The organism is Lysobacterales bacterium (assembly GCA_019634735.1).
Classification (GTDB): domain Bacteria; phylum Pseudomonadota; class Gammaproteobacteria; order Xanthomonadales; family UBA2363; genus Pseudofulvimonas.
This window is the reverse complement of sequence record JAHCAT010000009.1, coordinates 108,167-126,647: the sequence shown is the minus strand read 5'-3', so window position 1 is coordinate 126,647 and position 18,481 is coordinate 108,167. Positions and strand designations below refer to the sequence as shown.

Below are 18,481 nucleotides of genomic sequence, written 5' to 3'. Positions count from 1 at the left end.
ATTTCATGCGCCTGCTCCTCAGCCCGTCATGCAGGGGCCTGGCGGGAACCCGACCCAGCGAACGCCGGATCCCGGCGATGCCCGCGACCCCAAGGGGGCGAACCTAGCCCGACACGACCCCGGCATCTGCGCATTGGCGCACGGGTCCCGGCGCGCACGCACGCCTGCGCGACCGGCCGTCTCGCCAACGCGCCGGAACGTTTCCCGGCCGTGGCGACCACGACCCTGCGGCGTCGGCGTCAGGCGGACCCCGGGGACGGCTGCCAGTCGGTGTCCGACAGCGGTGGCAGACCGTGTGCCCGGCGGGCGCGGTCGCACTGCGGGCTGGGCACGCCGTCCTGCCCGGCCGGTTGCAGGGCCCGGCACGGGCTGGGGCGCTGTTCATAGATGCTGCAGCGGGCTGCACCGATGTCGCCCAAGAGCGCGATACAGCGTGGTTGCCTGGCCTGGGTTCCACGCATGACCAGGCGATGACGGTCGAACGGCTCGGCCAGGGCGGCCGGCACCGTGCCACCGCCCCCGGCATCGGCCTCCAGCCAGTGGAAGGCAACGCGGAAGTGGGCGCAGCAGGCGCCGCAATGCAGGCAAGGATGCGACATCGGGGTTCGTGCGGTGGGAGGGCGGCGGCCGGAGGTTGGCGGCGGACGGCGCGGGATTCTAGTCCGGATGCTTCACAAGACCGCACCTGCGGTCGCCGCCCTTGAGCGCTGCGGCGCTGTGGCGCGGTATCGACGACATCGCCACGCGTTCTCATGACGGTTCCGGGCTGGATAATGGGGCGGCCGTCCGGCAGGGGGGACGGCAACGGCCCATTCGTGCCCCCGCGCCTGACCCCCCGAACCCTGAGCCGGGCCCATGGACAAGCCGTACTCCCCTGCCTGCGAACGCAACCGTGCGCCGATCCTCGCGGTGCTGCGACGGCACCTCGCCGATTGCCGGACGGTCCTGGAGATCGGCAGCGGAACCGGCCAGCACGCGGTGCATTTCGCCGCCGCCCTGCCCCAGGTGACCTGGCAGGCCAGCGACCGGCCCGGCCAGCTGGCCGGGATCCGGACCTGGCTCGACGAGGCCGGCCTGCCCAACACGCCACCGCCCCTGGCCCTGGAGGTCGCCGGCCCCTGGCCGGACCTGAAGGCCGATGCGGTGTTCACGGCGAACACCCTGCACATCATGGCCTGGTCCGAAGTCGAGGCGTTGTTCGACGCGCTGCCGCGCGTGCTGGCCGGGCCACGCAGGCTGGTGGTCTACGGGCCCTTCCTGGTCGATGGCGAGACGCCGGCAGCGAGCAATCTCGCGTTCGACGCTGACCTGCGGGCGCGCGCGCCGCACATGGGCCTGCGCCGTCTGGCCCGGATCGATGCCCTCGCCGCCGCCGCCGGGCTGGCACGCCACGCCCGCGACGACCTGCCGGCGAACAACCTGTGCCTGTGCTGGGCGGGAACCTGACCTGCGCCGGCCACGGCCGTGGCCAACCCGTTCGGCAGGCGGGATCGCTCCGGTGCCGCCCCCGTCGGCGGCCGGCGGCAGGCGGTGGCGCAAGGACACGGGTCCTTGCGCCACGCCGGCGTCATCGTGGGGACGCACCCCGGCAGACCGTCATGCAACGGCCTGCCGGGCGCCCGTCAGCCGCCGTCAGCGAGCAGGCTGACCGTGTCGACCCGGAACTGGGTCGTCAGGGAGCCGTCCGTCGTGGCGCGCAGCCGCACCTTCACGTTGCGGCCCTTGTGGGCGACCACGTTGTAGCTGCGCTGCACATAGGTCGAGGCGCTGCTGGTGCGGTCGAGATTGGACAGCGTCGCCAGGGTCTGGAGCACCTGGTTGTTGGACGCGTCGACCAGTTCGATGAACAGGCGGTCGTAGACCTGCGTGGTCGTGGTCTCCTGGGTGACGATGGAGACATGCAGGGACAGCGTGGCCGTGGTCGCCGCCGCCGGAATCGACGCGGCAGCCGAATCGACCGTCTGGCTGGCGCTGTTGTTGACCCCCAGGTAGGCGTAGCTGCCCCCGGTGTGGGCATTGCTCTGCCCGGCCAGCAGCGTATTGAACGAGGTTCCGCTGAAGGCCACCCGCGACCAGGAACCATCCGGTGCACTGTTGGTGCTGGTGGTGATGGTGTCGAAGTTGCCGTTGGCCAGGCGCTGCACCGGACCGCCGCCACCCGCCGTCCAGCTCGCGGTGATGGTGAAGGTACGCAGGCCGGTCGCATAGCCGTAGACACGGGCGAAGTAGGTGCCCGCCTGCGGACTGGCGACCGTGCAGGTCTCGTTGCCGCTGCTCTGGTACGGGCGGCAGTCCCACTGGCCGGTGCCGGTGCCCGGGGACTGCCCGAAGCGCAGGTACAGGTCGACATCGCCGGTGGCGTTGGTGGTCGCCACCACCAGGTTGCTGGCCCCTGCCGGCACCGCGATGGTGAACTCCTTGTAATCGCTGTTGGCGGTGGTGGAGTTGACCGACGAGTTGACCGGCACGCCATTGGCGAGCGCGACCGGACCGGAGCCGGAAGCGGTGCCGGTGAAGTTCTGGCCGGTGACGTTGGCGCCGTTGACCGTGACGCTGCGGCTGACCGGCGAGAAGGTGTAGCCGGACAGGCTGGGCGTCAGCGTGTAGCCGCCATTGGCCAGGCCGCTGATCGTGTACGCGCCGGCGCTGTTGGTGGTGGCGCTGGCGCTGCCCGCGCTGACCGTCACGCCGGCGATGCCGGCGCCGCCGCTGGTGGTCACGCTGCCGGACACGCTGAAGGTGGTCGGCGTGGCGGTGCCGGTGAAGTTCTGGCCGGTGACGTTGGCGCCGTTGACCGTGACGCTGCGGGTGACCGGCGAGAAGGTGTAGCCGGCAAGGCTCGGCGTCAGCGTGTAGCCGCCGTTGGCCAGGCCGCTGATCGTGTACGCGCCGGCGCTGTTGGTGGTGGCGCTGGCGCTGCCCGCGCTGACCGTCACGCCGGCGATGCCGGCGCCGCCGCTGGTGGTCACCGACCCCGATACCGTCCAGGTGGGCGGTGCGCCGGATCCGAACGCGCCGGTCGCCGCCAGCGCATAGCGCTGCGGACCCTGCGCCACCTGCACGCCGCGCACGCGCACGGTGTAGGTGCCGCTCTGCGGGGAGGCCAGGCGGATGTTGTGCACGGTGTTGACCGTGTCGTAGTTGCTGGTCGTGGTGTCGGCGAACGGGTTGGGGCTGTTCAGGCCGCCGGTGGCCGGCAGCTTCTGGGTCCAGACGCTGCCGTCGGGGGCCACGACCTCCAGCCGGAGGCGGTTCACGCCGTGCGGATTGGCATTGAGGAGGGCCGGCGCGTCATGCCAGACCAGGGTCACGACCAGCGGCTGGCCGGCCTGCACGTTCAGCGTGTGCGAGTCCAGGCCGTTGGTCTGCAGGCCGGTGCCGGCGTCGTGCAGCCAGAGTTGCCGGGCATTGCCGGCGAAATGCAGTGAGTTGTTGAGATTGATGCGCCCCCAGCCCTGCGACTGGCTCGGCGCGCCGCCCTGGGTACCGGTCCCGGTGATCGAATGCGCGCCGTTGACCATGATCGACTTGACCAGGGCCGCGGAAGGCGTGGCGATCGCGTTGGCCGCCACCGCGTTGCCGGTCGGGTAGTAGCCACGCGCAAGGTAGTCGCGGACCAGGGCCGCCAGACCGGATGCGGTGGGCGTCGCCATCGAGGTGCCGCTCATGGTCGTCGTGCCACAGGTCGTGCGCGACGAGGAGACGATGCTGCCGCCCTGGGCGGTCATGTCCGGCTTGCTGCGGCGGTCCGAGGTCGGGCCGCGCGAGGAGAAGCTGGACATGTCGTTGCCCGCGGTACCGCGGTTGTTGCTTCCGATCGAGAACACGTTCTTGGCATTGCCCGGGGCGCCGACGTCCGCGCCCGGTCCGCATCCGCTGCTGCCGCCCAGCCCGCCGCTGTTGCCGGCAGCGACAAACACCGCCATCTCGGGGAAGTCCCAGGCGACCCGGTCGGCATCGCGCGTGCTGGCGATGTAGTTGACCTGGCAACCGGAGATGCACTGGTTCGACTGGTTGCGGCAGCTGCTGCCCCAGGAGTTGTTGTGGATACGCGCGCCGTTCTGGTAGGCGATCTGGACCGCGTGGTAGATGTTGCCGCCGCGCGTGTTGAGGTACTCGAGGCCGGCGCCTGCCTCCTGGGAGATGATCCGGGCGCCGGGTGCGGTGCCGTCGAGGTTGGTCAGGCCACCCGGTGTGGTGAAGTTGGCGCAGTCGACGGCGCCGGTGGGATTGTTGCCGAGGATCGAGCCGGCCACGTGGGTGCCGTGGCCATGGCCGTCCGCGGGACCGCCGGTGCCGCCGTTCCACTTGTAGTGCGCGCCGATCTTGCGGTGCACGTTGTCGACGGCGATCGCCGTGCAGGACGTGCCGCCCGTGCAGCTCGATGTGTTGACCGCCCTGGGCTGGCCGGTCTGCGGATTGATGTCGCTGAATGCGCAATTGGCTGCGTGCAGCCCGCTGTCCAACATGCCGATCAGCTGGCCGCAACCGAACAGGCCGCGCTCGAAAACGGGCAGCTGGCTGGGCCCTGAATTGGTGCCGCTCTGGTGCAGCCAGCCCGCCTGCGAGTTGAAGTTCTCCGCCGGCCAGTGGTAGCCGACCGCGCCGACTTCCGGATTGCCGGCGATCTCGAACACGGCGTCGCGCAGGCTGGCTGCCTGGAAGGAGACGACCAGTCGCTCGCTGGCCCCGACCTCCTGGATCGAATGCAACGCGATGCCGGGCGCCGACAGCAGCGCGTTTCGCGTGGCGCTGCGGTCGGCGCCCTCATGAAGCTCGATGCTCAGGTACTCGAGTCCCGCCTGCGCGAACACCGTCTCCGAGAGACGGCCGGCATCGCCCGCACGGGCCAGGTCGGCGGCGAGATTGCTCTCGAGTTTCCAGGCCGGAAGGAACGGGCCGCTCCACGCGACACCGGGAAGCGCACGGATCGCCGCGTCGTTGGTCGCGGGCATCCGGACCAGAAACGCGAAGTGCGGCACGTAGGCGATCACCGTCGCGCCGAGCCGCTGCAGGTCGTCGCGGTCGGCCTGGCCGACCTCGCGGCCGAACTTGACCACGCGCAGCGGCGATCCGGCATGGCGCCGGAGGTCGGCCAGCGGAGCGATGTCGGGGTTCAGCGTTGTGACGCGACCGGAACAGACATCCATTGACGCGCTGTCGAACGAAATGGTGCAGGCCTGCACGTGGGCATCGTTGTTGCCCACCAGTTGCGCGCCCGCGGTACCGGACAGGCCGGCCGCCATGACGACCAGCCCGACCAGCAGGCCCAGCCCTCTCCCCGCCGCTCGCGGCAGGATCGTGATGTTCGGATTCATTGTGCTCCCTCCTGGCGCCGGTTCTACCGGCCAGATCGATGCTTGGATGGCACGGCCCCGCAACCGGAACCGGTGCGCCTGTCGGCACACGCGGCGCGCAAGGGCCGTCTGGAGATGCATGCCGGGGGCCGGGCCGGACGCCGTGGCCGCGCGGGCGAAGACCCCGCAACGACCTGCTTGCGCTGCCGCACCGCTCACGTCGATCGCTGCCTGCCGCTCGCCCGTGGTCCACCGAGTTCGGACGACCAGACGGACCTTGCGGATCGGCTCGCTCTTCGACATGTCGCACGCAGGCAAGCGCCTGGCGACCTGTTCGACCGGCCGGCGTCAGCTAATGATGAGGTTCGACCACTGGTGTCCTCCCGGAACGTCGGAACGACCTGTCGGTGGGCCCTCTCCAGCCCGGCCGCAGGGGCGGCACATCGACCTGCCGGCATCAGCGACGACGGCAACCACAGCCGGCCCTCCAGCCGGCACCTCCTCCCGAGGCGACGCCGACGCTAAGCAGGCCCGATACAGCTGTCAACTGGTGGAGGAACCATCTTGGAAAGTCGCCGTAACATTCTGTTTATGAATGGAACGGATGACTCTGAACGCGAGCCCTTCACGGGAAAAGGCGATGACCAGCGCTGGACAATGTGCTGGTGCGCACATCATGAGCGTGATTCCACTCACAAAATGCGAATTCCCTCCACTTGCCCTCGCCCGGTCTTCACGGGTCGGGCGGTCCGCCCGCCCTGTGGCGAGCCCGTTTCCGGGCCTGCCATACCCCGGCCTGCGCCTGGCCGGCCAGGTGCCCGGCCTGGCCGCACGCCCGTCCACGCCTGGCCGACACCGTCGCCGGGCCAGGGCGCGCGACATGCCGATCCGGCATCATCGACGCCATGACCAGCCATCGAATCGCCCTTGCCCAGTTCGACTTCCCGGTCGGCGCCGTCGACGACAACGCCGCCCGCATCATCGACCTGATGCACCAGGCCCGCGACCGCCACGGCGCCGGCCTGGTGCTTTTTCCTGAGCTGGCCCTGTGCGGCTACATGCCCGAGGACCAGCTTTACCGCGACAGCCTGATCGAGGCCTGCGAGGCGGCTCTGGCACGGGTCGCGGCGGCCGCGGTCGGCATCGAGGCCGTGGTCGGCCACCCGCTGCGGGTCGGCAAGCGCCTTTACAACGCAGCGAGCTGGCTGCGCGACGGCCGGGTGCTGACCACCTGCCGCAAGCAGGCCCTGCCGAATTACGCGGTGTTCGACGAGAAGCGCTACTTCGAGGCCGGCGACGCACCCTGTCTGGTCGACTGGCAGGGCCTGCGGGTCGGCCTGCTGATCTGCGAGGACCTCTGGCACGAGGTGCCGATCGCCCGGGTCGTCGAAGGCGGCGCCGAGCTGGTGTTCTCGGTCAACGCCTCGCCGTTCGAGGACCAGAAGGCGGATGCCCGGCAGTCCCTGCTGACCTCGCGGGTCGCCGCCCATGGCCTGCCGCTGGCCTACGTCAACTGCGTGGGTGGCCAGGACGACCTGGTGTTCGACGGCGGCTCGCTGATCGCCGACGGCGACGGCACGGTTCACGGTCCGCCGGCCGCCTTTTCGGACGCCCTGCTGGTCTGCGACTACGACGCCGGGGGCCGGCGCTGGCGCGCCCCCGACTGGGCGCCGGCGGCACGCGAAGCCCACGAGGCCGTGGTCTGGCGCGGCCTGGTGCGCGGCATCGCCGACTACGTCGGCAAGCATGGTTTCCCGGGCGTGCTGCTCGGCCTCTCCGGCGGCATCGACTCCGCCCTGACCCTGGCCCTGGCGGTCGACGCGCTGGGTGCGGACCGCGTCCATGCCGTGTTGCTGCCGTCGCGCCATACCTCCCAGGACAGCATCGACCTCGCCCTGGCCCAGGCCCGGGCCCTGGGTGTGCGCCACGACCGCATCGACATCGAACCGGCCTACCAGGCCTTCCTGGCCAGCCTGGCGCCGCTGTTCGAGGGCCACGACCCGGACCTCACCGAGGAGAACCTGCAGGCGCGCTGCCGAGGCACCCTGTTGATGGCCCTGTCCAACAAATTCGGCCACCTGCTGCTGGCGACCGGCAACAAGAGCGAGATGGCGGTCGGCTACAGCACGCTTTACGGCGACATGTGCGGCGGCTATGCGCCGATCAAGGACTGCTACAAGACCCAGGTCTACGCGCTGGCGCGCTGGCGCAACGGCCGCGGCGACGGCGAGGGCATCCCGCAGGCGGTGATCGACCGTCCGCCCACCGCCGAGCTGCGCGACAACCAGCGCGACGACGACTCGCTGCCCCCTTACGAGGTGCTCGACGCGATCCTGCACGGCTTCATCGACCGCCAGCGCTCGCGCGAGCAGATCGAGGCCGATGGCCACGATGGCGCCCTGGTGACCCGGGTGATCGCCATGGTCTACCGGGCCGAGTACAAGCGCCGGCAGTCCGCGCCCGGCCCCAAGATCACCGGCAAGGCCTTCGGCCGCGACCGCCGCTATCCGATCACCTCGGCCTGGCGCTGAGGCGCTTGTTGGGGACGGGGGACGGGGGACAGGGGACCGGGGGGGGGCGGGGGACAGGGGACCGGGGACCGGGGACCGGGTGGGATGCCCCGATCCCGTGCTCACTGCGCCCTGCGCCCTGCGCCATGCTCAGTGATTCCCTGATCAGCACTCCAAGGCCTCCTTTTCCCAGCCCCCACTCCTGCTCCTGCTCCTGCTCCCCGCTCTCCCTGCTCCCCGCTCCCCGGTCCCCGGTCCCCGGTCCCTGGTCCCCTGTCCCCTGTCCCCGGTCCCTGGTCCCCTGTCCCCTCCCCGGTCCCCGGTCCCCGCCTCTTGTTAAGAAGTTGTTGCACGGAAACAACAGTGTGTTGCGTTTGGCGTTGCGCCCCCGGGGGGCCGTGCTATCCTCCGGGTCGTTTTGCGCCCAAGGCCCCACGAAGCGCCTGCATGCTCCGTCAGAAGACGCTCAAGAACCTGATCCGCGCCACCGGCGTCGGCATCCACACCGGAGAGAAGGTCTACATGACCTTGCGTCCGGCACCCGTGGACACCGGCATCGTGTTCCGGCGCGTGGACCTGGCTGAACCGGTGGACATCCCGGCACGCGCCGACCTGGTCGGCGAAACCACCATGTCCTCGACCCTGGTCAAGCACGGCGTCCGCGTCGGCACCGTGGAACACCTGTGCTCGGCCCTGGCCGGCCTGGGCATCGACAACGCCTACATCGACCTGTCCGCGCCGGAAGTGCCGATCATGGACGGTTCGGCCGGCCCGTTCGTGTTCCTGCTGCAGTCGGCCGGCGTCGAGGAGCAGGCCAAGGCCAAGCGCTTCTTCCGCATCCGCAAGCCGGTCGAGGTCCGCGACGGCGACAAGTGGGCGCGCTTCGAGCCCTACGACGGATTCAAGGTCGCCTTCGAGATCGATTTCAACCACCCGGCATTCGACCGCAGCCATTCGCGCGCGGAGATCGACTTCAACACCACCTCCTTCGTCAAGGAAGTGGCGCGCGCCCGGACCTTCGGTTTCGTCAACGAGATCGAGGCGCTGCGCAGCCGCAACCTGGCGATGGGCGGCAGCATGGACAACGCCATCGTCCTGGACGATTACCGCGTCCTCAACGAGGACGGCCTGCGCTACGAGGACGAGTTCGTCCGGCACAAGATCCTTGACGCAGTTGGCGATCTGTTTCTGATCGGCGGCAACATCCTGGGCGCGTTTTCCGGGTACAAATCCGGCCACGCACTGAACAATCGTCTGGTGCGCGCCGTACTGGCGGACGCACAGGCCTGGGAGACCGTGTCGTTCGAGGATTCCGGCACGGCGCCGGCGGGCTATTCGGCACCGGCCATGGCCGGTGCCTGGTGACGGGGGAGGCGGAACACGCGACCGGCGGCAACGGTCGGCAATTCCAGCATCGATTGGGCGGAACGGCAGGGGCCGTTTCGGGGATCACGGCTCAGGAGTGGCCGAGGATCCGGGCGGCCAGGGCGAGGTGCCTGGCGGCCGATTCGGAAGGCGGTGCGGCGGGTTCCGGGGCAGGCTCCGGCGCCGGCAGCGCACCGACCTTCACCACGACCGCCTCCGCATCGACGCCGAGCTGACGCGCGGCCTCGAGGACGAGCCCCTGCAGATAGCGCAGGCGGGTCGCCCAGGCGGAGGAGGTGGCGAGAAAAACGAGCTTTCGGTCGCGCAGGTTGATGAACCTGACCTGGGCGCCGACGGCAGACGGAAGAACGCGGTCCAGCCGCGCACCCAGTTCGGCCAGCCGGCCGGCGTGCGCAGCCAGGCCGCCGACATCGGAGGAGAGGACGATGTCGGCGAGCGGCCTGGGTGCGGAAGGTGGTGCGGACCTGGACATGTAGGGACGAGTTGGCTGCAATGAACATTATCATCCTGTCTGACCGGCTTTCGGCGCCGGTACGTCTGGCCTTCAGCGGCCGTCGCGGCGTCGCGCTGCTGTCCGCGCTGGCCCTGGGCCTGTGCGGCATGGTCGCCCTGGCCTTCCTGGGCGGTCACCTGCAAGGCATGTCGCGCAACGCCGCGGCCGGCGAGATCGACGCGCTGCGCGGCCAGCTCGACCGCTACGAGGCCGAGATCGCCGAGGCCCGGCGCGCCTCGGAGCGCGAGATCAACGCCCTGGCCCTGCGCCTGGGCGAGCTCAAGGCCGAGGCGACCCGCCTCAACGCCCTGGGCGAGCGGCTGACCGCGGTCGGCCAGCTCGAGGACGGCGAATTCAATTTCCGCGAGCCGCCGGCGATCGGCGGCCCGCAGACCTTCGGCGAGCTCAGCCAGGTGGATCCGGTCGAGTTCCTGCGCTCCCTGGGCGACCTGGAGCGGCAGTTCGCCCAGCAGTCCCAGCAGCTTTCCGTGATCGAGGAATTCCTGCTCGGCCGCGAGGTCGAGCGCAGCCTGATGCCCTCGGGCTGGCCGACGCGCACCGGCTATGTCTCGTCCCACTACGGTTACCGGACCGATCCGTTCACCGGTGGCCGCGACCTGCACATGGGCCTGGACATCAACGGCAACCGCGGCGACGACATCCTGGCGGTCGCCGACGGCGTGGTCAGCTTCTCCGGCGTCCACTTCGGCTACGGCAACATGGTCGAGATCGACCACGGCAACGGCTACCGCACGCGCTACGCGCACAACGACCGCAACCTGGCGAAGGTCGGCGACGTGGTCAAGGCCGGCCAGCACATCGCCGAGATGGGCCGCACCGGCCGTGCCACCGGCGTCCATCTGCACTTCGAAGTCTGGCACAATAACCGGCCGGTCAATCCGATGACCTTCGTCAAGGCCGCCCGCGAGGACCGCGAGGCGTCTTGACAACGCGCCCGCAGGCCCCCACCTGACCCTGGCAAGGCCGCGTTGCGCGGCCTTGTCCGTTTCCGGCAGGGGCCGGCCCGCCCGCGTCCCGGCCCGACCAGGGCGGGCCTCGGCCGCCGGCCCTGCCCGCCCCCCGATCCCAGGTAGCCCGCCATGCTCCAGAACGTCCTGACCCGCCTCTTCGGCAGCCGCAACGACCGCATGGTCAAGCAGCTCGGCAAGACCGTGCAGCGCATCAATGCGATGGAGCCCGAGCTCCAGCAGCTGGACGACGCGGCGCTGCGGGCCCGGACCGAGGCGTTCCGCCAGCGGCTGGCGCAGGGCGAGGCGCTGGAATCGCTGCTGCCCGAAGCGTTCGCCACCGTCCGCGAAGCCGCCCGGCGCGCCCTTGGCATGCGTCACCACGACGTCCAGCTGATCGGCGGCATGGTGCTGCACCAGGGCAAGATCGCCGAGATGCGCACCGGCGAGGGCAAGACCCTGGTCGCCACTTTGCCGGTGTACCTGAACGCGCTGACCGGCAAGGGCGTGCACGTGGTCACCGTCAACGACTACCTGGCCAAGCGCGATGCCGCCTGGATGGGCAAGGTCTACGAGTTCCTCGGCCTGAGCGTCGGCGTCGTCTACCCGGGCATGCCGTTCGCCGACAAGCGCGCCGCCTACGCCGCCGACATCACCTACGGCACCAACAACGAGTTCGGCTTCGACTACCTGCGCGACAACATGGCGCTGGCCAAGGACGACCGCTACCAGCGCAGCCTCAACTACGCGATCGTCGACGAGGTCGACTCCATCCTGATCGACGAGGCGCGCACGCCGTTGATCATTTCCGGCCCCGCGGACGAGTCGCCGGAGCTGTACGTCAAGGTCAACCGCATCGTGCCCTCCCTGGTCCGCCAGGAGAAGGAGGACGCGGCAGGCGACTACTGGGTCGACGAGAAGGGCAAGCAGGTGCACCTGTCCGAGCAGGGCATGGAGCACATCGAATCCCTGCTGCGGCGTGCAGGCATCCTCGCCGAGGACGACGCCCTGTACGACGCCGCCAACATCGCCGTGGTGCACCACCTCAACGCCGCCCTGCGCGCGCACGCGCTGTTCCAGCGCGACGTCGACTACATCGTCCGCGACGGCGAGGTGATCATCGTCGACGAGTTCACCGGCCGCACGCTGCCGGGCAGGCGCTGGTCGGACGGCCTGCACCAGGCGGTCGAGGCCAAGGAGGGCGTGCCGATCCAGCGCGAGAACCAGACGCTGGCCTCGATCACCTTCCAGAACCTGTTCCGCATGTACGGCAAGCTGGCCGGCATGACCGGCACCGCCGACACCGAGGCCTACGAGTTCCAGGAGATCTACGGCCTGGAGGTGGTGGTGATCCCCACCCACCGGCCGATGGTGCGCAAGGACGAGGCCGACCTGGTGTTCCTGAAGAAGGAGGCCAAGTACAAGGCGATCGTCGAGGACATCCGCAACTGCAACGAACGCGGACAACCGGTGCTGGTCGGCACCACCTCCATCGAGGTGTCCGAGTACCTGGCCGGCCTGCTGCAGGAGGGCAAGGTGCCGCACGAGGTGCTGAACGCCAAGCAGCACGCCCGCGAGGCGCAGATCGTCGCCCAGGCCGGCCGGCCCGGTGCGGTGACCATCGCCACCAACATGGCCGGCCGCGGCACCGACATCGTGCTGGGCGGCAACCTCGAGGTCGAGCTGTCGCAGCTGCCCGAGGACGCCTCGGAGGCCGAGCGCGAGAAGGTGCGCGGCGACTGGCAGGTTCGACACGACCAGGTGATCGCCGCCGGCGGCCTGCACATCATCGGCACCGAACGCCACGAGTCGCGGCGCATCGACAACCAGTTGCGCGGCCGCTCCGGTCGCCAGGGCGACCCGGGCTCCAGCCGTTTCTACCTGTCGCTGGAAGACACCCTGATGCGCATCTTCGCGCCGGACTGGGTGGCGCGGCTCATGGCCTTCGCCGGCATGAAGGAGGACGAGGCCCTGCAGGACCGCATGGTCAGCCGCCAGATCGAGAAGGCGCAGCGCAAGGTCGAGGCGCACAACTTCGACATCCGCAAGCACCTGCTCGACTACGACGACGTCGCCAACGACCAGCGCAAGGTCATCTACGAGCAGCGCAACGAACTGATGGAAGCCGAGTCCGTGCAGGACTCCATCGAGGGCATCCGCCACGACGTGGTCGAGGCGCTGGTGCGCGAGTACGTGCCGGTCGCATCGATCGACGAGCAGTGGGACCTTGCCGGCCTGGAGAAGGCGCTGGAGTCCGATTTCGCCGTGCACGTCGACGCCCGGCGCTGGCCGCAGGACGATGAGGGGCTGGACGCCGACGGCATCCTGGCGCGCGCCCAGGACGCCGTCGACCGCCACTTCCGCGAGAAGGAGGCGATGGTCGGCAGCGAGGTGATGCGCCAGCTCGAGCGCCACATCATGCTCAGCGTGCTCGACCAGCAGTGGAAGGAGCACCTGGGCAGCATGGACTATCTGCGCCAGGGCATCCACCTGCGCGGCTACGCGCAGAAGCAGCCCAAGCAGGAGTTCAAGCGCGAGGCCTTCCAGCTGTTCTCCGGGATGCTCGACCGGATCAAGCGCGAGGTCGTGACCCTGCTGTCGCGGGTGCGCATCCGCACCGACGACGAGATCGCCCAGCTCGAGGCCCAGCAGCGCGCCGCCCAGCAGCGCGTGCCCCTGCAGATGCAGCACGCCGAGGCCGCCGCCCTGGGCGGCCAGCCCGACCCCCTGCCGATGCCGACCGCCCAGGCGGCGGGCACTTTCGCGCGCAGCGAGCCCAAGGTCGGTCGCAACGACCCCTGCCCCTGCGGCTCCGGCAAGAAGTTCAAGCAGTGCCACGGCAAGCTGGCTTGAACCCTTGAGCCAGGCATGACCGGGCCCCGCCGACCGCACGGAGCGGGGCCCGCGCAGGCGCCGCGTGCCGATCGCGACGCGCCCTTGCTGGAGGTGGTCGCCGGCATCATTCGCGACGACCGCGGGCGGGTGCTGCTGGCCCGGCGGCCGCCCGGCCGGCCGCTCGCCGGCCTGTGGGAATTCCCCGGCGGCAAGCCCGATGCCGGCGAGTCGCTGGTGGCCGCGCTGGCGCGCGAACTGCGCGAAGAGCTCGGCGTCGAGCTGCACGACCTCGCGGCCCTGGGGTGCACCACCCACGCGCAAGCCGGCCGCCGGCTTCGCCTGCATGCCTTCGAGGCGACCGCCTGGACAGGCCCGGTACGGGCGCTGGAAGGCCAGGACCTGGCCTGGGTTGCGGTCGACGACCTTGATCGCCAGGCCATGCCGGCAGCCGACTGGCCGATCGCCGCCCGATTGCGCCTGCCGTCCCTTTGCGCGATCAGCCCCGATCCGGGCGCCGAGGGCGTCGGAAGAATGCTGGCCGGCGCATTGCAGGCGCTGGCCGCGGGCGCCCGACTTCTCCAGGTCCGCGTTGCCGACGCGGACGACCCGGCGCTGCAAGCGCTGCTGTTGGCCCTGGCCGGTCCCGCCCGCGAGGCCGGCGCCACGGTCCTGCTGAATGGCCGGCCTGCGCTGGCCGCCCGGCTGGGGGTCGGCCTGCACCTGCCCTCGCGCCTGCTGGCACCGGCCCTGGCCGGTCGGCTGCCGGGCTTCGAGGCCTGGCAGACGGCCGTGGACGACGACGGTGGCGATACGCCACCCCGGCACCGTCGCAGGGCCGGCGCCTGGCTGACCGCTGCCTGCCATGACGCCACGCAGCTACGCCAGGCCTGGGCCCTGGGCTGCGACGCCGCCCTTGTTTCTCCGGTACAGGCCACGGCCAGCCATGCCGATGCGGCGCCGCTCGGCTGGGACGGCCTGCAGCGGCTGCTGGACGACGCGCCCCTGCCTGTCTATGCGCTGGGCGGGCTCGCTCCCGGCGACCTGGCACGTGCCCGCGCCGCGGGCGCCCATGGGGTGGCCGGCATCTCGGCATTCTGGCCCCGGCGCTGAACCCACCGCAGGGCGGCTGCGCCGCTGCCGGGTGCGCAAGTCGTGGGACGCCGGCAGTCCACCACTTGCGACTCCGTCGCCATTGCGGGTGGCTTTTTCACCCGGCTGAATCGATGCGCCACCCGCCCAGGTCGAACGCTCGAGCCAGCGCTGCGCCGGGTCTGCCGCACCCCGGCCCCTGCGCCGCACACCCGCCCCGCCCACGGACAGGGCGACTATGCTGGCCTGGCGCCCGCTGCCCAGGAAGCCGACCATGGCTGTGCCCGATCCTCGCATCGATGCCTACATCGCCCGCGCCGCGCCGTTCGCGCGGCCCGTCCTGGAAGAGCTGCGCGCGCGCGTGCACGCCGCCTGCCCGGATGCCGAGGAGACCTTGAAGTGGAGCGCGCCGGCGTTCACCTGCAAGGGAAAGCTGCTGGCGGTGATGGCGGCGTTCAAGCAGCACGTCGCGTTCAACCTGTGGCAGGGCGCCCGGGTGATGGCGCAGGAGGCCGGCAGCGAGGCCATGGGCCAGTTCGGGCGGCTGGCCAGCGTCGCCGACCTGCCGCCACGACCTGCCATGGCCGCCCTGTTGCGCCAGGCGCGCGCGCTGGGCGCGGCCGGCGAGCCCGGCGGCGGTCGCAAACGGGCAGCCCCGAAGCCGCCACCGCAGCCGCCGCCCGATCTCGTCGAGGCCCTGGCGGCAAACCCCGCTGCCCGCGCCACCTTCGAAGGTTTCCCGCCCGGCAAGCGGCGCGACTACGTGGACTGGATCGTCGAGGCGAAACGCGAGGCGACCCGCCGCAACCGCATCGAGCAGGCCGTGGCCTGGCTGGCCGAGGGCAAGGCCCGGCACTGGAAGTACGAGAACTGCTGATCCACGGTCGGGCCGCGGCAACCCGGTTCAGCGATGCCCCCCCGCCAGGGCACGGATCCTCGGCGGCGGCAGGCCGCCGTCGCGCTTGCGCCGGGCAAGCTCCAGGTACTGCGCGTGCAATTCCAGCACCCGGGCATCGAGCGCCTCGATCGGTCCGCTGGCGTCGTGGACATCGTCGGCCAGCGCCAGGCGGACCTCGCGGCTGGCCTGCGCGGCCAGGATAGAGCGCGCCAGCGACTCGGCGACGCCATCTCGACGCACCAGCCTCTCGATCTGGACCTCCGGGGCGACATCGACCACAAGGACGCGGTCGACATCGACATAGGCGGCGGCGTTCTCGGCCAGCAGGGGGATGGCGAGCAGGCCGTAGGGCTGCCACCAGGCGGCCACCTGCGCGCGCAGCAGACGGCGCACACGCGGATGGATGATCGCCTCCAGGTGCCGGCGCGCCTCGGCGTCGGCGAACACGCGCGCGCGCATGGCGACGCGGTCCATGGCGCCGTCGCCGCCGAGCACGCCGGGGCCGAACGCCGCGACCACCTCGGCCAGCCCCTCGCTGCCTGGCGCGACCGCTTCGCGGGCGGCCAGGTCGGCATCGGCGACCGGCACGCCCAGGGATTCGAAGCGGCTGGTCAGCGCGCTCTTGCCGCTGGCGATGCCGCCGGTGACCGCGACCAGCAGCGGCGGCGCCGGGCCGCCGTCGGCACTTCGCATCAACACCGCCTCGATGCCGCCGCCGCTCACAGGCCGATCAGGTTCCAGTACCAGCCGACCAGGCGTTCGCCGGCGACCAGGTAAAGCCAGCCGGCGATCGCAAGGTAGGGGCCGAACGCGAACGGCTTGCTCTCGCCACGGTGGCGCAGGGCCAGCCAGAGGCCGCCGATCAATGCGCCGCTGATGCTGGCGAGCAGGACGATCGGCAGGATCGCGGCCGGCCCCATCCAGGCGCCGAGCGCGCCGAGCAGCTTGAAGTCGCCGTAGCCCAGGCCCTCCTTGCCGGTCGCGAGCCGGAACAGCCAGTACACGCTCCACAGGCTGAGGTAGCCGACGGTGGCGCCCAGGATCGCCTGCACCGGTCCCACGAAGACGCCGGCCAGGGCCAGCAGCAGGCCGGCCCACAACAACGGCAAGGTGATCTGGTCGGGCAGCAGCTGGGTGCGGAAGTCGATGCCGCACAGCGCCACCAGCGCCCAGGTGAAGGCCAGCGCCGCCAGCGCCTGCACACTGAAGCCGAAGGCCAGGGCGACCGCCAGCGAGGCCAGGGCGGTGGCCAGCTCGACCAGCGGGTATTGCCAGGAGATCGGCGTGGCGCAGGCGGCGCAGCGGCCGCGCAGCAGCAGCCAGCTCAGCACCGGGACGTTCTGCCAGGCGCGGATCGGCGCCTTGCAGGACGGACACTGCGAGCGTGCCACCACCAGGCCCGGCGGTTTCGGATCGTCGGCCGGCGCCGGCAGCGCCAGGAACTCGCGGGCCTGCTGGCGCCAGCTCCACTCAAGGCGCGGCGGGAAGCGCAGGATCACGACGTTGAGGAAGCTGCCGACGATGGCGCCGAGTACGGCGGCGATCAGCGGCCACCAGGGCGCCAGCGGGCTGTCGGCGGCGAACAGGGTCAGATCCATGCGCGAGGTTCCCAGGACTTGGCGATTGTGCGGCCTGGCGGACGACGAGGCCAGCGTGCGGCGCCAGGCCCGAGTGCCCGCGCACCCGATACCGGGTGCGCGCCCGTCGAGCCCGTGACCGCGGTCGGACCGCCGCCGCTCAACCGAAGAACCGGTAGCACACGGCGATCGCGGCGATCACGCCGGCGGCCTCGGCGACGAGGGCACAGCCGACGGCGTGGCGGGCGCGGCGGATGCCGACCGCGCCGAAGTACACGGCGAGCACGTAGAAGGTCGTCTCCGTGCTGCCCTGGATGGTCGCGGCGACCAGCGCCGGGAAGCTGTCGACGCCGTGGGTCTGCATGGTCTCGATCAGCATGGCGCGCGCGGCGCTGCCGGAGAACGGCTTGACCAGGGCGGTCGGCAGGGCATCGACGAAGCGGCCGTCGGCGCCGGTCAACAGCACCAGGGCGCGGATGCCGTCCAGCAGGTAGTCGAGCGCCCCGGAGGCGCGCAGCACGCCGATCGCGCAGAGCATGGCGACCAGGTAGGGCAGCAGGTCGCGGGCCACCTCGAAGCCGCCGCGCGCGCCTTCCACGAAAGCCTCGTACACCGGCACCCGGCGCAGCGCGCCGGTCAGCAGGAAGGCGACGATCACGGAGAACAGGACCAGGTTGCCGAGCAGCGAGGACAACGCCGCCAGCGCGGTCGCCGTCAGCGTCGCCAGCACCGCCATGAAGCCGCCCAGCAGCAGGCCGGCGCCGCCCAGCCAGGCCAGCACCACCGGATCCCACAGGCGCAGGCGCTGGACCACGGCGACCACCAGCAGCCCGGCCAGGGTCGAGGCGCTGGTGGCGAGCAGGATCGGCAGGAACACCAGGGTCGGGTCGGGCGCGCCCTGCTGCAGCCGGTACATGAAGATCGACACCGGCAGCACGGTCAGCGACGAGGCGTTCAGCACCAGGAACAGGATCTGCGCGTTCGACGCGGTGTCCGGCCGCGGGTTGAGCGTGTGCAGCTCGCGCATCGCACGCAGGCCGATCGGCGTCGCCGCGTTGTCCAGGCCCAGGCCGTTGGCCGCGAAGTTGAGCGTGACCAGGCCGATCGCCGGATGGCCGCGCGGCACCTCGGGCATCAGCCGCGCGAACAAGGGCCCCAGCGCCCGCGCCAGGGCGTCGACCAGGCCGGCGCGCTCGGCGATCTTCAGCAGTCCCAGCCACAGGGTCAGGGTGCCGAACAGCAGCACCATCACCTCGACCGACAGCCGCGCCATGTCGAACAGGGCGGCGACCATGGCAGCGAACACCTCGGCTTCGCCGCCGACCAGCCAGCGTGCCAGTCCGGCCACCGCCGCGGTCAGGAAGAAGGCCAGCCACAGTCCGTTGAGCATGCGCGCTTCCGCTTCGCCAGGGCGAAGGATGGCATGCG

Annotated in this window: 13 protein-coding genes; 7 read left to right on the top strand and 6 right to left on the bottom strand. The window is 71.0% G+C overall.

Annotated elements, in window-relative coordinates:
• Positions 1-239 precede the first annotated feature (239 nt).
• Entirely contained in the window at positions 240-599 is a 360-nt protein-coding gene (locus tag KF823_10040; GenBank protein ID MBX3726247.1) for a YkgJ family cysteine cluster protein, read from the bottom strand.
• A gap of 256 nt (positions 600-855) precedes the next feature.
• Between KF823_10040 and KF823_10035 the strand changes: the two genes are divergently transcribed.
• Positions 856-1,446, top strand: a complete 591-nt coding sequence (locus tag KF823_10035) for a DUF938 domain-containing protein (GenBank protein ID MBX3726246.1) — start codon at positions 856-858, stop codon at positions 1,444-1,446.
• A 176-nt stretch (positions 1,447-1,622) separates the two neighbouring features.
• Here the strand turns inward: KF823_10035 and KF823_10030 are convergent, their stop codons facing one another.
• On the bottom strand, positions 1,623-5,318 hold the full coding sequence (locus KF823_10030; protein MBX3726245.1) for a S8 family serine peptidase: 3,696 nt from the start codon (positions 5,316-5,318) through the stop codon (positions 1,623-1,625).
• An 884-nt stretch (positions 5,319-6,202) separates the two neighbouring features.
• Here KF823_10030 and KF823_10025 point away from each other — a divergent pair.
• Positions 6,203-7,828 carry an NAD+ synthase gene (locus tag KF823_10025; protein ID MBX3726244.1) on the top strand — a complete coding sequence of 542 codons (1,626 nt, stop codon included), beginning with the start codon at positions 6,203-6,205 and terminating at the stop codon, positions 7,826-7,828.
• Positions 7,829-8,254: 426 nt separating this feature from the next.
• Positions 8,255-9,172: a UDP-3-O-acyl-N-acetylglucosamine deacetylase gene (locus KF823_10020; protein MBX3726243.1), complete on the top strand. Its 918-nt coding sequence runs from the start codon at positions 8,255-8,257 to the stop codon at positions 9,170-9,172.
• 91 nt (positions 9,173-9,263) lie between these two features.
• Here KF823_10020 and KF823_10015 read toward each other — a convergent pair whose 3' ends face one another.
• Positions 9,264-9,665 carry a DUF721 domain-containing protein gene (locus KF823_10015; GenBank protein MBX3726242.1) on the bottom strand — a complete coding sequence of 134 codons (402 nt, stop codon included), beginning with the start codon at positions 9,663-9,665 and terminating at the stop codon, positions 9,264-9,266.
• A gap of 128 nt (positions 9,666-9,793) precedes the next feature.
• Here KF823_10015 and KF823_10010 point away from each other — a divergent pair, with 128 nt between their 5' ends.
• The 4 genes from KF823_10010 (at position 9,794) to KF823_09995 (ending at position 15,455) form a co-directional block, all read left to right on the top strand.
• Positions 9,794-10,633 carry a M23 family metallopeptidase gene (locus KF823_10010; GenBank protein ID MBX3726241.1) on the top strand — a complete coding sequence of 280 codons (840 nt, stop codon included), beginning with the start codon at positions 9,794-9,796 and terminating at the stop codon, positions 10,631-10,633.
• 153 nt (positions 10,634-10,786) lie between these two features.
• Positions 10,787-13,507 carry a preprotein translocase subunit SecA gene (gene secA / locus KF823_10005; GenBank protein MBX3726240.1) on the top strand — a complete coding sequence of 907 codons (2,721 nt, stop codon included), beginning with the start codon at positions 10,787-10,789 and terminating at the stop codon, positions 13,505-13,507.
• Positions 13,508-13,522: 15 nt separating this feature from the next.
• Positions 13,523-14,599 (top strand): thiamine phosphate synthase, encoded by a 1,077-nt coding sequence (locus KF823_10000; GenBank protein ID MBX3726239.1) that lies wholly within the window; start codon positions 13,523-13,525, stop codon positions 14,597-14,599.
• A 253-nt stretch (positions 14,600-14,852) separates the two neighbouring features.
• Positions 14,853-15,455: a YdeI/OmpD-associated family protein gene (locus tag KF823_09995; protein ID MBX3726238.1), complete on the top strand. Its 603-nt coding sequence runs from the start codon at positions 14,853-14,855 to the stop codon at positions 15,453-15,455.
• Positions 15,456-15,482: 27 nt separating this feature from the next.
• On the opposite strand, the gene coaE is transcribed toward KF823_09995, so the two are convergent.
• From coaE to KF823_09980, 3 genes are all read right to left on the bottom strand, one after another.
• Entirely contained in the window at positions 15,483-16,169 is a 687-nt protein-coding gene (gene coaE / locus KF823_09990; protein MBX3726237.1) for a dephospho-CoA kinase, read from the bottom strand.
• Between the two features lie 26 nt (positions 16,170-16,195).
• Entirely contained in the window at positions 16,196-17,074 is an 879-nt protein-coding gene (locus KF823_09985; GenBank protein ID MBX3726236.1) for a prepilin peptidase, read from the bottom strand.
• 139 nt (positions 17,075-17,213) lie between these two features.
• Positions 17,214-18,443 carry a spore maturation protein gene (locus KF823_09980; protein ID MBX3726235.1) on the bottom strand — a complete coding sequence of 410 codons (1,230 nt, stop codon included), beginning with the start codon at positions 18,441-18,443 and terminating at the stop codon, positions 17,214-17,216.
• Positions 18,444-18,481 lie beyond the last annotated feature (38 nt).

Excerpts from the sequence above, each read along its gene's own strand:
- KF823_09995 (MBX3726238.1), top strand. The coding sequence starts at position 14,853 with ATGGCTGTGCCCGATCCTCGCATCGATGCCTACATCGCCCGCGCCGCG.
- secA (MBX3726240.1), top strand. The coding sequence starts at position 10,787 with ATGCTCCAGAACGTCCTGACCCGCCTCTTCGGCAGCCGCAACGACCGC.
- KF823_10010 (MBX3726241.1), top strand. The coding sequence starts at position 9,794 with ATGGTCGCCCTGGCCTTCCTGGGCGGTCACCTGCAAGGCATGTCGCGC.
- KF823_10030 (MBX3726245.1), bottom strand. The coding sequence starts at position 5,318 with ATGAATCCGAACATCACGATCCTGCCGCGAGCGGCGGGGAGAGGGCTG.
- KF823_09980 (MBX3726235.1), bottom strand. The coding sequence starts at position 18,443 with ATGCTCAACGGACTGTGGCTGGCCTTCTTCCTGACCGCGGCGGTGGCC.
- KF823_10035 (MBX3726246.1), top strand. The coding sequence starts at position 856 with ATGGACAAGCCGTACTCCCCTGCCTGCGAACGCAACCGTGCGCCGATC.
- KF823_10025 (MBX3726244.1), top strand. The coding sequence starts at position 6,203 with ATGACCAGCCATCGAATCGCCCTTGCCCAGTTCGACTTCCCGGTCGGC.
- KF823_10015 (MBX3726242.1), bottom strand. The coding sequence starts at position 9,665 with ATGTCCAGGTCCGCACCACCTTCCGCACCCAGGCCGCTCGCCGACATC.
- KF823_10000 (MBX3726239.1), top strand. The coding sequence starts at position 13,523 with ATGACCGGGCCCCGCCGACCGCACGGAGCGGGGCCCGCGCAGGCGCCG.
- KF823_10040 (MBX3726247.1), bottom strand. The coding sequence starts at position 599 with ATGTCGCATCCTTGCCTGCATTGCGGCGCCTGCTGCGCCCACTTCCGC.
- KF823_10020 (MBX3726243.1), top strand. The coding sequence starts at position 8,255 with ATGCTCCGTCAGAAGACGCTCAAGAACCTGATCCGCGCCACCGGCGTC.
- coaE (MBX3726237.1), bottom strand. The coding sequence starts at position 16,169 with ATGCGAAGTGCCGACGGCGGCCCGGCGCCGCCGCTGCTGGTCGCGGTC.
- KF823_09985 (MBX3726236.1), bottom strand. The coding sequence starts at position 17,074 with ATGGATCTGACCCTGTTCGCCGCCGACAGCCCGCTGGCGCCCTGGTGG.